Origin of the sequence: Microvirga vignae (genome assembly GCF_001017175.1) — a bacterium.
GTDB classification, from domain to species: domain Bacteria; phylum Pseudomonadota; class Alphaproteobacteria; order Rhizobiales; family Beijerinckiaceae; genus Microvirga; species Microvirga vignae.
In genome coordinates, this window is the sequence record NZ_LCYG01000023.1 from 20609 (window position 1) to 36284 (window position 15676).

Annotated in this window: 13 protein-coding genes and 3 tRNA genes; 6 read left to right on the forward strand and 10 right to left on the reverse strand. The window is 61.5% G+C overall.

Translation table 11 applies throughout. From position 1 onward, the window contains the following. Positions 1 to 290: 290 nt before the first annotated feature. Together AA309_RS10630 and AA309_RS10635 are read right to left on the reverse strand one after the other, a co-directional pair. Positions 291 to 659 carry a hypothetical protein gene (locus AA309_RS10630; protein WP_150117487.1) on the reverse strand — a complete coding sequence of 123 codons (369 nt, stop codon included), beginning with the start codon at positions 657 to 659 and terminating at the stop codon, positions 291 to 293. Positions 660 to 1043: 384 nt separating this feature from the next. After that, positions 1044 to 1121, reverse strand: a tRNA-Pro gene (locus AA309_RS10635). 257 nt (positions 1122 to 1378) lie between these two features. On the opposite strand from AA309_RS10635, the gene AA309_RS10640 reads away from it, so the two are divergent. Together AA309_RS10640 and AA309_RS10645 are read left to right on the forward strand one after the other, a co-directional pair. Further along, entirely contained in the window at positions 1379 to 1990 is a 612-nt protein-coding gene (locus tag AA309_RS10640; RefSeq protein WP_047189003.1) for a DUF4142 domain-containing protein, read from the forward strand. 229 nt (positions 1991 to 2219) lie between these two features. Next, positions 2220 to 2789: a DUF1003 domain-containing protein gene (locus tag AA309_RS10645; protein WP_084731076.1), complete on the forward strand. Its 570-nt coding sequence runs from the start codon at positions 2220 to 2222 to the stop codon at positions 2787 to 2789. Positions 2790 to 2832: 43 nt separating this feature from the next. Here AA309_RS10645 and AA309_RS10650 read toward each other — a convergent pair. The 7 genes from AA309_RS10650 to AA309_RS10680 all read right to left on the reverse strand — a co-directional run bounded on the left by AA309_RS10650 (position 2833) and on the right by AA309_RS10680 (position 9986). Next, positions 2833 to 2908: transfer RNA gene (locus tag AA309_RS10650), tRNA-Val, on the reverse strand. A 156-nt stretch (positions 2909 to 3064) separates the two neighbouring features. Continuing rightward, positions 3065 to 3343, reverse strand: coding sequence for an HU family DNA-binding protein (locus AA309_RS10655; RefSeq protein ID WP_047189004.1), 279 nt, complete (start codon positions 3341 to 3343; stop codon positions 3065 to 3067). Positions 3344 to 3535: 192 nt separating this feature from the next. Next, complete coding sequence (gene lon / locus AA309_RS10660; RefSeq protein WP_047189005.1) at positions 3536 to 5962, reverse strand: endopeptidase La; 2427 nt, start codon at positions 5960 to 5962, stop codon at positions 3536 to 3538. Between the two features lie 230 nt (positions 5963 to 6192). Then, a complete protein-coding gene (clpX, locus tag AA309_RS10665) occupies positions 6193 to 7461 on the reverse strand; it encodes an ATP-dependent Clp protease ATP-binding subunit ClpX (RefSeq protein WP_047189006.1) in 1269 nt (422 codons plus the stop codon). Positions 7462 to 7686: 225 nt separating this feature from the next. Continuing rightward, complete coding sequence (locus AA309_RS10670) at positions 7687 to 8319, reverse strand: ATP-dependent Clp protease proteolytic subunit (protein ID WP_047189007.1); 633 nt, start codon at positions 8317 to 8319, stop codon at positions 7687 to 7689. Positions 8320 to 8398: 79 nt separating this feature from the next. After that, positions 8399 to 9793 (reverse strand): trigger factor, encoded by a 1395-nt coding sequence (tig, locus tag AA309_RS10675; RefSeq protein WP_047189008.1) that lies wholly within the window; start codon positions 9791 to 9793, stop codon positions 8399 to 8401. Between the two features lie 108 nt (positions 9794 to 9901). Then, positions 9902 to 9986, reverse strand: a tRNA-Leu gene (locus AA309_RS10680). A 167-nt stretch (positions 9987 to 10153) separates the two neighbouring features. Between AA309_RS10680 and AA309_RS10685 the strand changes: the two genes are divergently transcribed. Then, on the forward strand, positions 10154 to 11512 hold the full coding sequence (locus AA309_RS10685) for a multicopper oxidase family protein (RefSeq protein ID WP_047189009.1): 1359 nt from the start codon (positions 10154 to 10156) through the stop codon (positions 11510 to 11512). Here the strand turns inward: AA309_RS10685 and AA309_RS10690 are convergent. Then, entirely contained in the window at positions 11505 to 12989 is a 1485-nt protein-coding gene (locus tag AA309_RS10690; RefSeq protein ID WP_150117488.1) for an NAD(P)H-hydrate dehydratase, read from the reverse strand. The genes AA309_RS10685 and AA309_RS10690 overlap by 8 nt on opposite strands. Before the next feature lie 180 nt (positions 12990 to 13169). On the opposite strand from AA309_RS10690, the gene AA309_RS10695 reads away from it, so the two are divergent. The 3 genes from AA309_RS10695 (at position 13170) to AA309_RS10705 (ending at position 15572) form a co-directional block, all read left to right on the forward strand. After that, complete coding sequence (locus AA309_RS10695) at positions 13170 to 13508, forward strand: P-II family nitrogen regulator (protein WP_009490961.1); 339 nt, start codon at positions 13170 to 13172, stop codon at positions 13506 to 13508. Positions 13509 to 13573: 65 nt separating this feature from the next. Next, positions 13574 to 14983, forward strand: coding sequence for a type I glutamate--ammonia ligase (glnA, locus tag AA309_RS10700; RefSeq protein ID WP_047189011.1), 1410 nt, complete (start codon positions 13574 to 13576; stop codon positions 14981 to 14983). Between the two features lie 238 nt (positions 14984 to 15221). Beyond that, positions 15222 to 15572, forward strand: coding sequence for a DUF1236 domain-containing protein (locus tag AA309_RS10705; RefSeq protein ID WP_047189012.1), 351 nt, complete (start codon positions 15222 to 15224; stop codon positions 15570 to 15572). Positions 15573 to 15676: the final 104 nt, after the last annotated feature.

Sequence of the window (15676 nt, forward strand, 5' to 3'; positions counted from 1 at the left end):
TGACGGGATCCTTATAGCTGAAGGCCTTGTCTCTCCCCGGTCATCCGTGCCGAGAAATTGCTTTCGGTGTCCAGTCTTAGGTCATTCAGGCTGAGGGGCGGCGCCTCAGGTTAATCGAATTCACATCCTTGAGGATATGGGCGCTGTCATCGAGAAGAACCTCGCGCAGGAGTTGACCCCTCCGGTCTTTGCTGCCACCTGAGTTCTGTCGCAGAGAAGCCAGGACAGATACCGCTCAAAAACGCCAGTGGTCAGGTCCTGCTCAACAATCAGGACATGGTCACCCCGGATCAAAAGAAGCTCATGCCGCGCAAGACTTCGGCATCGTTTGGCTTCACAAGCTCTCGAACCTCAAGCTCGGCCACGTTGGCTGCACTCTGCATAAGAAGCGGGATATGAGTATCCTCGCGGAAGCGGACTAGCTCTCCGTAGACATCGTCACTCTTGGTTGCCTTTCGGCCATTGAGCAGAATACTCCCATGATCCAGATCCAGGCAGGTCCGGAGTTTGGCTGCCGCATCAAGCGGCACACCATCGACCTGATGCTGTAGAGCCTGAGCAACCGAGTCAGCCAATGTCCCGGCAATCAGCGGTCCGAACTTCGGTGGAGACAGCGGTAATGAACACGAACGCGCTTGGTCGGCATCGATAAGCCTCAATACCTAAACTGCTGGAACCTCACGGGCTGATAGCCTCACGGGACAAGGGCGGCAGCGCGCTCGTGCGTAGGTTCTGGCCCGCCAGAACGGCAATCGAGTACGACGGCTGCCTCCGGGGCTTTGGCTGGGAGCATCGTCGGCGTGCCCAGCCCAACGTTGTGCGGAAAGCTGGGAGAGCTATTGGCGCTCATGGCGCTATTGGCACATCGTTGATGACAGGGGGCGGGTCAGAGCTGAAGAGACCTCTACATGCCGGAGGATTTCAGGGCATCGCCTGAGAACTAGGCTAAAGGTTCGATAGCGGCACAGAGGACGCCCCCCGGCTTCATGCTTCCGGAATATCGAACTTCCGGACGCAGAAAACCTCTAAGCTCTTGAAAAGAATGGTCGGAGCGGCGGGATTTGAACCCACGACCCCTAGTCCCCCAGACTAGTGCGCTAACCGGGCTGCGCTACGCTCCGACACCTTGAACGGCCTGTGTCAATTAGCTTCGGAAGCACCGGTTCGCAACCCCTGAAATGCACTTTCGTGGCCAAAAGGACCTGAAATGCACATCTCGAGACCAGCCACCTCAAGAACAGCTTATTCCGCCTCGCTTCCCGTCAAGCTGAAACAAAGGCAATGGTCCAGCGTTCGCGACAGCAGCGGCAGCCCAGAGTCGAGCGCCATCCCCGGCGTGTCGCGGCCCGGCCGTGAGCTTTCAGCAGGAGAAATTCCTATGGACCGTCGCGCCCTCCTTCTCGGTGGCCTTGCTGCCGCCATCGTGACCGCCCCTGCCCTCGCGCAAACCAGCGGATCATCCTCCACCATGCAGCCCGGAGCCTCGGGCGGCTCCTCTCCGAGCCGCATGGGCGGCCAGATGGGACAGGCCGAGATGCAGCACATGCAGCAGACCATGCAGCTTGGCATGGTTGCCATGGAATCGAGCCGTATCGCCATGAACAAGGCGCGTCACGAAGATCTGAAACGCTTCGCGAATTTCGAGGTGCAGGAGCAGACCACTCTGGCCGAGGTTCTGCGCTCGATGATGGATCCCGGAGCCACCGCCGCCACCGGTCAGGCGGGCGCGAACATGCAGGGCGCGATGCAGATGGACGCCAGCACCCGTGACATGATGCAGAAGCTGCAAAACCAGCAGAGCGGCGCCGAATTCGACAAGGCCTATCTGGAGGCTCAGCTTCAAGGCCATCGCGACCTGCTCCAGGTGCAAGAGCGCTACCTGCAATCGAACTCGCAGAACCGCGAGCATATGAACGTGGCCAAGATGGCCCGCGGTCATATCCGCGAGCACATCGCCATGCTGGAAACCATGCAGCAGACGATGCGGTAACGGCTCTGACTCACGCGCAGGAAGGGGCCCGCTCCACATGTCGCGGAGCGGGCTAGTTGCAGGAGCGTCTCGGGAGGAATTTGCTCAAAACTATTGGCCATCCCGCTTGTTGCAGGGGTGCGGCGTTCCACCTCAACCCCGCGCGTCGCTCCTCCTCCGGCAAAGCTCCTGAACTCTTCAGCTCACCAGTCGTTCTTGTCCTGCCGACACGAGAAGAAGGATCGAGTTTGTGACGGAGCAGAAACGGGATCACAGGCGGAATAGCCCAAGCACTGGAGCACTCCGGCCCGGCGACTTTGCGTCTGTTCTGGAGCGCAACATCCATGTGCTTCGCAACAAGCGACAGGAAGAGGCAAATCAGGCCGGTCTGCAGGATCGTATCGCCGATACCATTACGCGCTTCAGCGGCAGCATGCTCTTCGTCTACCTGCATTTGGCACTGGTTGGAGCATGGACCGCCATCAATGTGGAGCTTGTCCCCGGCATCGCACCGTTCGATCCGAGCTTCGTCATCCTGGCGACGGTCGCCTCTGTGGAAGCCATTTTCCTCTCCACCTTTGTGCTCATCAGCCAGAACCGCGCCGCGGCGGAAGCCGACCGCAGGGCCGAGCTCGATCTTCAGACCAATCTCCTGTCGGAGCACGAGATCACGCGGCTGCTTTCGCTCACGATAGCCATTGCTGAGCACCTCGGCATCCAGGACGCCTCCGATCCCAGCCTGAAGGAACTGCAAAAGCACGTGGCACCCGAAAAGGTGCTCGACAGGCTGGCAGAGGACGAAAAGGAAAACGAGACCTAAAGCCCGGCCCTACGGTCGTGTGACCTGAGGCAGGGGAAGGAAATGGTGGGCGGTGAGGGGATCGAACCCCCGACCTGCGGTGTGTAAAACCGATGCTCTACCAGCTGAGCTAACCGCCCTTTTGCGATGCCTTCGAGAATCTTTCGCCGAAGGAGCATGCGTCTTATCAGAAGCTGTGGATGTTTCCAGCCCTGATGCGCCCCTGACATAAAAAGAGAAGGCCAACAACGCAAGCGTGTTGGCCCTCTTAAAAGCGAATGCGGCTTTAAAAGCGCTTACTTCGCGTTGACGGCGTCCTTGAGGCCAGCGCCGGCGCGGAACTTCGGGGTCTTCGAAGCCGGAACCTTCACCTTCTCGCCGGTGCGCGGGTTGCGGGCTTCACCGGCAGCACGGTTGGTCACCACGAACGTGCCGAAGCCGACGATCTTCACCTCGTCGCCCTGCTTCAGAGCGCCGGTGATCGCCTCGATGGCGGCGTCGATCGCCTCACCAGCCTGGCCACGAGAAAGACCGACCTTGTCGGCGACGGCAGCAACGAGCGCGCCTTTGTTCATTTTGTATCCTCCAGTGATCACGGCGATCGTAAAGTTATGTATCACCGTTTCAGGGAGCATTCGTGTGGCCTAAAGCTGGCCCTGAAGCAACCCCCAAAGCGCCGCAAATGAGCCATTTTTTGCCGTTTCTCACCAAAAAGCCCCCGAATTCGCCATCCGGGGGCCTGTTTTCACTTAACGTAGCGTCAGACGTTAGTGTGCAACGACTCCGGCTCCGTCGTCCTCGACGGCGGGCTTGGGGCCCTTGAGGACCGAAGCTTCGTCCCACTCGATCGGCTCAGGCACGCGCACGAGGGCATGCTGGAGCACCTGATCCATCGTGGAGACCGGGACGATCTCCAGGCCGTTCTTCACGCTCGCCGGGATGTCGACCAGATCCTTGGCGTTCTCCTCAGGGATCAAGACCTTCTTGAGGCCGCCGCGAAGGGCCGCCAGGAGCTTTTCCTTCAAGCCGCCGATGGGCAGCACCCTGCCCCGCAGCGTGACCTCGCCCGTCATGGCGATATCGCGGCGAACCGGAATACCGGTGATGACAGAGACGATGGCGGTCGCCATGGCGATACCGGCGGACGGACCATCCTTCGGCGTCGCGCCTTCCGGCACGTGCACGTGGATGTCGCGCCGATCGAACAGCGGCGGCTCGACGCCGAAGGCAACCGCACGGGAGCGGACGTAGGACGCCGCGGCCGAAATCGATTCCTTCATGACGTCACGCAGGTTGCCCGTGACGGTCATCTTGCCCTTGCCCGGCATCATGATGCCTTCGATGGTAAGCAGCTCGCCCCCCACCTCGGTCCAGGCAAGACCCGTAACCGTACCGACCGAATCCTCCGTCTCGGCCTCGCCGTAGCGATAGCGCGGGGGACCAAGGAAGTCCGGCAGGTTCTCCGTGGTGACCTCGACGGACGGGACCTTGGAGAGAAGGATCTCCTTCACCGCCTTGCGGACGAGATTGTTGATCTCGCGCTCGAGGTTACGCACACCCGCCTCGCGGGTGTAGCGGCGGATCAGCATGAGCAGAGCATCATCGCCGATCTTCCACTCCTTCTCCGCCAAGCCATGCTTCTGCATGGACGACAGGATCAGGTGCGTGCGGGCAATCTCGGCCTTCTCTTCCTCGGTGTAACCCGCGATACGGATCACTTCCATACGGTCGAGAAGCGGGCTGGGAATGTTGAGCGTGTTGGCCGTCGTCACGAACATCACGTTGGAGAGATCGTAATCGACCTCCAGGTAATGATCATTGAACGAGTTGTTCTGCTCAGGGTCGAGAACCTCCAGCAAGGCAGCCGACGGATCGCCGCGGAAGTCCATGCCCATCTTGTCGATCTCGTCGAGCAGGATGAGCGGGTTGGACGTCTTGGCCTTGCGCATCGACTGGATGATCTTGCCGGGCATCGAGCCGATATAGGTCCGGCGGTGACCGCGGATTTCCGACTCGTCACGGACGCCGCCGAGCGACATGCGCACGAACTCGCGCCCCGTGGCCTTGGCGATCGACTTGCCGAGCGAGGTCTTACCGACGCCGGGAGGACCGACGAGGCAGAGGATCGGACCCGTGAGCTTGTTGGCGCGCTGCTGCACGGCCAGGTACTCGACGATGCGCTCCTTGACCTTGTCGAGACCGTAATGATCGGAATCGAGAATGTCCTGAGCAGCCTTCAGATCCTTCTTCATCTTCGAGCGGCGGCCCCACGGAATGCCGAGCAACCAATCGAGATAGTTGCGCACGACGGTCGCTTCCGCGGACATGGGCGACATCTGGCGGAGCTTCTTCAGCTCGCCGAGCGCCTTTTCGCGGGCTTCCTTCGTGAACTTGGTCTTTTCGATCTTCTCTTCGAGCTCGGCCAACTCGTCGCGACCTTCGTCGTCGCCGAGTTCTTTCTGGATCGCCTTCATCTGCTCGTTGAGATAGTACTCGCGCTGCGTCTTCTCCATCTGACGCTTCACGCGAGTCCGGATGCGCTTCTCGACCTGCAGGACGGAGATTTCGCTCTCCATCATGCCGAGCACCTTCTCGAGGCGCTGCGCAACGGTCGGCGTCTCCAGGATCGCCTGCTTGTCGGCAATCTTGATGGCGAGGTGCGAAGCAATCGTATCGGCGAGCTTTGCGGGCTCGTCGATCTGGGTCACGGCGGAGACAACCTCCGGCGACACCTTCTTGTTGAGCTTCACGTAATTCTCGAACTCGGCCACCACCGAGCGAGCGAGAGCTTCGGCCTCGATCTGGTCGCCAAGGGATTCCGGAAGCACTTCGGCTTCGGCCTCGTAATATTCATCGGTGCGGACATAGGTCTTCACCTGCGCACGGCTCGCACCCTCGACCAGTACCTTCACCGTGCCGTCGGGCAGCTTGAGGAGCTGGAGCACGTTGGCAAGCGTACCGACCTTGTAGATCGCGTCCGTAGCGGGATCGTCATCCGTCGCATCGATCTGCGTTGCGAGCAGGATGTGACGGTCGTTCTTGACCACTTCCTCAAGCGCGCGGATCGACTTCTCGCGACCGACGAAAAGCGGAACGATCATGTGCGGGAAGACGACGATGTCGCGAAGAGGCAGAACCGCATAGGTTCCGGTCGAGCCCGGGACAACAGGCTGACGTGGCTTCGACTGTGTCATGAGACAACATCCTTATGTATGCGTCCGGAGGGCCCCTTGAATAAGCTGGTTCCCGGACGGGATACCGGAATGCTCAGGCTTTTTTTATGGGCTGCATCCGGTACGTGGCGCCGTCCCTCGGGGGATGAGCGGACAGCCGCCACGCAAGTAAGTATGTGGCGTTGCAGAATACGCGTTTCAAGAACCGTGCCCGCAACGTCCTTCGTCATGAAGGGAGCCCCCTGAACCCCTTAAGCGCTGGCGCTCGCAGTCTGTTCGCTGCGGTCGCCATGGATGAAGAGCGGCTTGGCCTTGCCCTCCACCACCTCGGGGCCGATCACCACCTGCTCGACGGAATCGAGGCCAGGCAGGTCGTACATGGTCTCCAGCAGGATGCCTTCCATGATGGAGCGCAGGCCGCGGGCACCCGTCTTCCGCTCGATCGCCTTGCGGGCGATGAGGGTCAGGGCCTCCTCCTGGAAGGTCAGCTGCACGTTCTCCATCTCGAAGAGACGCTGGTACTGCTTCACGAGAGCGTTCTTCGGCTCCTGCAGGATCTTCTTCAGGGCTTCCTCGTCGAGGTCCTCCAGCGTCGCCAAGACGGGCAGACGGCCAACGAATTCGGGGATGAGGCCGAACTTCAGGAGATCCTCGGGCTCCACCTCGCGGAAGATCTCGCCCGTGCGGCGGTCATCCGGCGAGCTCACCGTGGCGCCGAAGCCGATGGATGTGCCCTTGCCGCGACCGGCGATGATCCGCTCGAGGCCGGCAAAGGCGCCGCCGCAGATGAACAGGATGTTGGTCGTGTCCACCTGCAGGAATTCCTGCTGCGGGTGCTTGCGCCCACCCTGCGGAGGCACGGAGGCAACGGTGCCTTCCATGATCTTCAGGAGAGCCTGCTGCACGCCCTCGCCCGACACGTCGCGGGTGATCGACGGGTTGTCGGACTTGCGGGAGATCTTGTCGATCTCGTCGATATAGACGATGCCGCGCTGAGCCCGCTCGACGTTGTAGTCGGAGGCCTGGAGCAGCTTCAGAATGATGTTCTCGACGTCCTCACCCACATAACCGGCTTCGGTCAGCGTCGTGGCGTCGGCCATGGTGAAAGGCACGTCCAGAATGCGGGCGAGCGTCTGCGCAAGCAGCGTCTTGCCCGAGCCGGTCGGACCGATCAGCAGGATGTTGGACTTCGCCAGTTCCACATCGTTGTGCTTCGTCGCGTGGGCCAGGCGCTTGTAATGGTTGTGGACCGCTACCGAGAGCACCTTCTTGGCGTGCTCCTGGCCGATCACGTAGTCATCCAGAACGCGGCTGATTTCCTTCGGGGTGGGCACGCCATCCCGGGACTTCACGAGAGACGATTTCGACTCCTCGCGGATGATATCCATGCAGAGCTCGACGCATTCATCGCAGATGAAAACCGTCGGGCCAGCGATCAGCTTGCGAACCTCGTGCTGGCTCTTGCCGCAGAAGGAGCAGTACAGCGTGCTCTTGGAGTCGTTGCCGCCAGCCTTGGTCATTATCACATCTCCAATCCGTGCCGGGACGACCCTGCGCCGACCCCGCACCTCTTAAGTTATGAGCGTCAGAACTAATGAAAGGTTCCGACGCTAACAATTTTCACAGTCAAATCGCCTCGTTTCCCGAATCCACATGCAATCACGGCCCGAGCGCGCGATCAACAGAAACGGGATTACAGGCCAAAAAGACGCACCTGAGGAGAATTTTTCCCCAGGTTTTAAGGATTAGACCGGGGTTGCCGCCGGCTCAGGACGCTTCTCGATCACCTGGTCGATGAGGCCGAACTCACGGGCAGCTTCCGCCGTCATGAAGTTGTCGCGCTCAAGGGCCCGGTCGATTTCGTCGTAGTTGCGGCCGGTATGACCCACATAGATCTCGTTGAGGCGGCGCTTGAGGGCTTCGCTCTCACGGGCGTGAATCATGATGTCCGTGACCTGACCCTGGTAACCGCCGGAGGGCTGGTGAACCATGATTCGAGCATTCGGGAGCGCAAAGCGCATGCCCTTCTCGCCTGCAGTCAGGAGAAGCGAACCCATCGAGGCAGCCTGACCGACGCACAGCGTCGAAACCGGGCAGCGGATGAACTGCATGGTATCGTAAATCGACAGACCCGAGGTCACAACGCCGCCGGGCGAATTGATATAGAAGGAAATTTCCTTCTTCGGGTTCTCGGCCTCGAGGAAGAGAAGCTGCGCCACGATGAGCGAAGCCGAATAATCTTCGACCGGACCCGTCAGAAAGATAATCCTCTCGCGCAGGAGGCGCGAATAGATGTCGAAGGCGCGCTCGCCGCGGTTCGACTGCTCGACCACCATGGGAACGAGCGTGTTGTTATAGAGCGCTACCGGATCTCTCATGTCTCACTGCTCCAAAGCGGCCGCGCAAAATGCGCGGCCGTCTGATTGATGCAAGCTACGAGACGCTTGAGATGAAGCGTTACTCGCTCTTGCTGGCTTTCTTACCGCCCTTACCCGTCGGCTTGGAATCGGTCTCGGCGTCATCGTCGCTGAAGAGAGCGTCCTTGGAAACCTTCTCTTCATCCACCTTCACCTGGGAGAGGATCTGGTCGACAACTTTCTCCTCGAACAGAGGAGCCCGGATTTCAGCTAGAGCCTGCGGGTTCTTTTGGTAGAACTCCCAGACCTGCCGCTCCTGGCCGGGATACTGGCGGACCCGCTCGATGAGGGCCTGAGTCACCTCGTCGTCGGAAATCTTGATATCGGACTTCTCGCCGATCTGTGCAAGGACCAAGCCGAGACGAACACGGCGCTCGGCGATCTTGCGATAGTCCGCCTTGGCCTCTTCCTCAGTGGTGTCCTCGTCGGCGAAGGTGCGGCCGTTCGACTTCATGTCGGCTTCGACCTGCGACCACACGGCAGCGAATTCCTGCTCGACCAGGGTCGGAGGCAACTCGAAGCTGTACTTGGCGTCGAGAGCGTCGAGGAGTTCCTTCTTCACCTTGCGCCGGGACTGAGTGTCGAAGTCGCGCTTGATGGCGTCGCGAATGGCTTCTTTGAGCTTGTCCAGGGACTCCATGCCGAAGCCCTTGGCCATCTCGTCGTCGATCTTCAGCTCGCCGGGAGCCTCGATCTCCTTCACGATCACGTCGAACTCGGCGTCCTTGCCGGCCAGGTGCGCGGCCAGGTAGTTCTCCGGGAACTTGACCTTCACGAGCTTGGTGTCGCCAGCCTTCAGGCCGATGAGCTGCTCCTCGAAGCCCGGGATGAAGGTGTTCGAGCCGAGCTCCACACGGATGTCCTGGCCCTTGCCGCCCTCGAACTCGGCGCCGTCGATGCGGCCCACGAAGTCGACGACCACGCGGTCGCCGTCGGCCGATGCGCCGTCCTTCTTCTCGAAGGCGCGGTTCTGCTTGGCCATCCGTTCGAGCGACTCGGTGATCTCGGCATCGGAGACCTCAGCCACCGGCTTCTTCACGCTCACGCCGGAGAGATCCACCAGCTCGAACTCGGGGAGAACCTCGAGAGCCACGGTGAAAGCCAGATCGCCCTTGGCGTCCATGGCCTTCTCGATCGTCTCCTTGTCCTCGGGGAACTGGATCTGGGGCTCGTGGGCGAGCTTCAGGCCGTTATCCTCGACGATCTTGCGGTTAGCCTCGTTGACGGCGTTCTGGAGAACGTCGGACATCACGGAACGGCCATAGACCTTGCGCAGATGGGCCGCCGGCACCTTGCCGGGGCGGAAGCCGTTCAGGCGCACGCGGCCCTTGATGTTGTTGAGTTCGTCGTTCAGGCGCTGCTCCAACTCGGTGGCCGGGAGCACGACCTTGAACTCTCGCTTCAAGCCTTGGGACAGTGTTTCCGTCACCTGCATTGTTCTATTCGCCTTCGTTCACTCGAAAAATTGATGTTAGGCTCCGGCCGATGCGGCAATAGTGCCGTCAACCAGTTGCCAGGAGCCTCCGGACCCAATCCTGACGATTGGTGCGGGCGGAGGGAGTCGAACCCCCACGACTTGCGTCGCTGGAACCTAAATCCAGTGCGTCTACCAGTTCCGCCACGCCCGCCTGGGAGCAGCACGATACACGCGCCCCTCTTCCGGGACGCGGCTCTATAGCACGCTTGGCGCGCCATGCATCAAAAAAGTTCGTGTGGTCTGAGGCGGCAACCGAACTTGGCCTTTACCGTTCAAGAAGATACCCCCTAGGCTCGATTTCCCTCGCGAGTTCTCCCGATGATCACCCGCCGCACCGCCACCGCAGGCCTTGCCACCACACTGATCGGCCTGGCGGGACGGGCGGGAGCCCAGACAGCCTCCCCGCCAGTTGCAGATGGCCACAACGGCAACGGGCTTCGGTGGACCGTCACCGCAAAGCCCGCAGCGCTGCGCCTGCGCCCGGATGCGGCGAAGGAAGCCGACCTCTGGACCTTCAATGGCGAACTGGCCCCTGTGTTCAGCCTGAAACAGGGGACGGATGTGCGGCTTTCTCTGAAGAACGAGACCGCCCTGCCCCTATCCCTGCACTTTCATGGTGTTCGGGTTCCGAATTCCATGGATGGTGTCGGCGGCCTGACCCGGAAGCCCGTCGCCCCCCGCGAGAGCTTCGATTACACCTTCACCCCGCCCGATGCGGGCACCTTCCTGATCCGCCCCTGCGTCCTGGGCGGCAGCGCCGAGCCTATGGAGCGCGGGCTGTCGGCCTTCCTGATCGTCGAGGAAGCCAATCCTCCCCAGGTCGATCAGGACATCACACTTCTTGTGGACGATTGGGCTCTCGCCGACGACGGCAGCCTTTCTCTCGCCGAGCCCGCCCCTGCAGGGCGTCTCGGCAATTTCCTGTCTCTGAATGGCAAGCCGGCCCCTCAGCAGATCAAGGCCCCGCCTGGCGGACGAATCCGACTTCGGCTTGCCAATGCCTGCAATGCGCGTGCCATGCGCCTGCGCTTCGACGGAGTGAGGGCCTATGTGATCGCCGTGGATGGGCAGCCCTCCAGCACCTTCGAGCCATTGAAGGCCATGCTGCCTTTTGCGCCCGGCAACCGTTATGACCTCCTGATCGACCTGCCGGCTGAATCGGGCCGGAGCGGCACCGTGATTGCCCAAATCGGCAACGGGTTCCCGCTTGCCGAGATCATGACGGATGGCGACACGCGCGAGAGCCAGCCGCCCATCGCTCCGCTGCCGCCCAATCCCAAGCTGCCGGATGCTATCAGGCTCCAGGACGCCACGCGCAGGGATGTGGTGATCAGGGGCGATCCTAAGACCTCGAACGCGCCTTGGACCGTCAATGGAGCTGCAGGCAAGCCCTCGGACGCGCCTCTCGTGAAGGTCAGGCGCGGCACGCCCGTGGTCCTGGCCTTGAGAAACGAGACTGCCTTCCTCCAGTCGATGCACCTGCACGGCCATTCATTCCGGCTCCTGCACCCGCTCGACGACGGCTGGGAGCCCTATTGGCTGGACACGGTCCAGGTGCCTGAGAACAGGACGGTCCGCATCGCCTTCGTGGCCGACAATCCCGGCAGGTGGCTTCTCGCCTCGACCGTGATGGAGCGGTTCGACGCGGGTCTGTGGACTTGGATCGAGGTCAGTTGAGCAGCTTGCGGAGAACGCCCGGCACCAGCTCGGCGAGGTCTTCGGCAATCAGCCCCGGCCCGAAGCTCGCGCCCGCCTCTGCATGGATCCAGACACCCGCACTGGCGGCTTCGAAAGGCGGCATTCCCTGGGCCATGAGCCCGGCGATGATGCCGCACAGCGTATCGCCCGTGCCTGCCGTGCCGAGATAAGGAGTGCCGTTCTCGTTGATCGCGGCCCGGCCATCGGGAGAGGCGATGACCGTATCCGGCCCTTTCAGCACCACGACCGCGCCCGTATAGACCGCCGCGCGGTGCGCACGCTCGATTTTCGATTCCGGATCAAGGATATCCGGGTGGCCGTTGAACAAGCGCTTGAACTCGCCGTCGTGAGGCGTCAGCACGGTCGGGGCATAATGGAAAGCCTGATGAAGCTCCGAGGCCAAGTCTTCGAAGGAGGTCAGAGCATCCGCATCGAGCACGAGGCTGCGGCGCGCATGAGCGGCAACGGCCACCATGGCACGGGTGCCGGAATGCACCCCGAGCGCCGGTCCCAGCACCAGGGCGTTGAGGCGCACATCCTGCAGAATATGATGGAGTCCCTCGGGGCCATCGCAGCCCCTGAGCATCACGGCGGTCAGCTGGGCCGCATTCACCCCAAGAGCCTCGGGCGGCGAGGCCACGGTGACAAGGCCCGATCCGATCCGCAAGGCCGCCCGGGCGGCCAGCCGGGCTGCGCCGGTCCGGGTCGCACCGCCGGAGACCACAAGCGTGTGGCCACGGTCGTATTTATGAGATGAGAGCTCCGGTCTCGGCAGCTTGTCGAGCCAGAGAGAGGGAGCGTTGGCGAAGAGCTTTCCGCCCGATGCTGCAAGCGTCTTGCTGGTAATTCCGATGTCAGCGACCTCCACATCCCCGCTGAAAGCGCGTCCCGGCATCAGCAGATGGCAGGGCTTGCGGGCAGCAAAGGTCACCGTGCGCATGGCCCTAACTGCAACGCCCCTCACCCGGCCTGTGTCGCCATCGATGCCGGATGGCAGATCGACGGCCAGGATCGGCCTACCGGAAGCGTTCATGCGCTCGACGGCGGCGCGGGCCGAGCCATAGAGGTCACGTGCGATCCCGGTGCCAAACAGGGCATCGACGATCAGATCCGCCTCCGGAAAGGGCAAGTCCTCGGCGGCCTCGACCGGCCCCTTCCAATCCTTCGCAGCCAGCGCGGCATCGCCCGAGAGCCGCTCCACATTTCCCAGCAATCCGAGGGAGACACGGTGGCCCTGCCGGACCAGCAGAGTCGCCACGACGAAGCCATCGCCTCCATTTTGCCCAGGGCCGGCAGCAACGACCACCTTCGCCTCTTTCGTGAGCATTTCGGCAGCAGCTTTGGCGACGGCACCGCCGGCGCGTCGCATGAGTTCGATGCCCGGGATGCCCGCTGCGATGCTCGCAGCGTCCGCTTGCTTCATTTCTTGGGACCGAAGGACGAGTTCAGGGGGCATTTCGAGCCTCAAAATCATTGCTCGGAGCCCCTTTGCTGCCGAAATCCGCACATGCACAAACTTTGAGCAGGAAGTGCCTTCGAGGGGTGCAATTCTGCCCGGTTTGAATCGTAGAGGCCATGGAAGGCACCCCTGTCCTGGTGCTAAAAGCGGCAAGTCCTGAACCGAAACGGTTATCCGATGAAGAAGATCGAAGCCATCATCAAGCCTTTCAAGCTCGATGAAGTCAAAGAAGCCCTCCAGGAGGTTGGCCTCCAGGGCATCACAGTCATCGAGGCAAAAGGCTTCGGCCGCCAGAAGGGCCATACCGAGCTGTACCGTGGCGCGGAATACGTCGTCGACTTTCTGCCCAAGGTGAAGCTCGAGATCGTCCTCAACGACGACATGGCTGAAAGCGCCATCGAAGCCATCCGCAAGGCGGCCCAGACGGGCCGCATCGGAGACGGAAAGATTTTCGTGTCGACGGTCGAAGAGGCCGTCCGCATCCGTACGGGCGAGACCGGATCCGACGCGATCTAAGCTCCCCCATCACAAGCCAAGGCTGAAAAAGCCGAGGACAATCAAGGGCAGAAGAGGACTACGACATGCAGACCGCCAAGGATGTGCTCAAGGCGATCAAAGATAACGACGTCAAATACGTCGACTTCCGGTTCACGGATCCGCGCGGCAAGTGGCAGCACGTGACCTTCGACGTCTCGATGGTCGATGAGGACCTGCTCGCCGACGGCATCATGTTCGACGGCTCGTCCATCGCCGGCTGGAAGGCGATCAACGAATCCGACATGACTCTCATGCCCGACCCGACGACGGCCCAGATGGACCCGTTCTTCTCGGCAGCCACCATGTCGATCAACTGCGACATTCTCGAGCCGGCGACGGGCGAGCCCTACAACCGCGACCCGCGCGGCATCGCCAAGAAGGCAGAGGCCTACCTCAGGTCCACCGGCATCGCCGACACGGTGTATGTGGGCCCCGAGGCTGAGTTCTTCGTGTTCGACGACGTGAAGTTCATGGCCGACCCCTACAACACCGGCTTCAAGCTCGACTCGTCCGAGCTGCCGATCAACGGCGACACGGCTTACGAGGGCGGCAACCTCGGCCACCGCATCCCGACCAAGGGCGGCTACTTCCCGGTTCCCCCGCTGGATTCCGCTCAGGACATGCGCAGCGAAATGCTCGCCGCCATGAAGGCCATGGGCGTGACGGTCGAGAAGCACCACCACGAGGTGGCTTCCGCCCAGCACGAACTCGGCACGAAGTTCAACACGCTCGTCCGCACCGCCGACGAGATGCAGATCTACAAGTACTGCATCCACAACGTCGCCCAATCCTACGGCAAGACGGCCACCTTCATGCCGAAGCCGGTCTACGGCGACAACGGCTCGGGCATGCACGTGCACCAGTCGCTCTGGAAGGGCGGCAAGCCCCTCTTCGCCGGCAACAAGTATGCCGACCTCTCCCAGGAGTGCCTGTGGTACATCGGCGGCATCATCAAGCACGCCAAGGCCCTGAACGCCTTCACCAACCCGTCGACGAACTCCTACAAGCGTCTCGTCCCGGGCTACGAGGCTCCGGTTCTGCTGGCCTATTCGGCTCGTAACCGTTCGGCTTCCTGCCGCATTCCGTGGACGACTTCGCCGAAGGCCAAGCGCGTCGAGGTTCGCTTCCCCGATCCGACCGCCAATCCGTACCTCGCTTTCGCGGCGATGCTGATGGCTGGTCTCGACGGCATCGTGAACAAGATCGATCCCGGCCAGGCGATGGACAAGGATCTCTACGATCTGCCCCCGAAGGAGCTGAAGAAGATCCCGACGGTTTGCGGCTCGCTCCGCGAAGCTCTCGCGAGCCTCGACAAGGACCGCGCGTTCCTCAAGGCCGGCGGCGTGTTCAACGACGACTTCATCGACAGCTACATCGAGCTGAAGATGACCGAGGTCGCTCGCTTCGAGATGACCCCGCACCCGGTCGAGTTCCAGATGTACTACTCCTGCTAAGCAGGACCGGAGATTCCTCCCGGCTGCAATTTCCGCAGCCTGCCTGCCGGAGCCCTCAAGGCTCCGGCTTTTTTGTTCCGACCAGGAATTTTGAGGCGGCCCGATAGGATAAAAAGTGACAGCGAATCAGGAACGTTTCCTGCTCCTTCCGAGTTAGCCCGCCCGAAGCGGTCGATCAGAGTGACCGCGGGCCTGAGTCCGGCTCAGGCGATTCAGAAAGGCTCAGAGGAGTAGAACGATGAAAGCTACGATGCTTGCCGCCGCCACCGCTGTTGGCCTTATGGCCGCTGTTCCGGCTGGCGCCCAGACTTCGGTGACGACCACGACCACGGAGACCACCGGCTCCATCACGATCGCTCCGGAAAAGCGCACTGTCATTCGTCAGCGTCTGAGCACGGCAAAGCCGGTCACCGTGAAGGAAAACGTCACTGTGGGCTGGACGGTGCCAGAAACCGTTGAGCTGCAGACCGTCCCCGACACTATCGTGTCCGATATCCCTTCGGTGAAGGGCTACAGCTACTTCGTCTATAACGACGACGTAGTCCTGGTGGACCCCAAGACCCGCAAGGTCGTGACCATCGTCGAGTAAATGCAATTTGCTTAGGAAGGGCCGCTCCCTCGCGGGAGCGGCCCTTTTCTATTAGGCATCGCCCTAACGAAAAAGGCCCGGGTCTCCCCGGGCCTTTTCTGTCG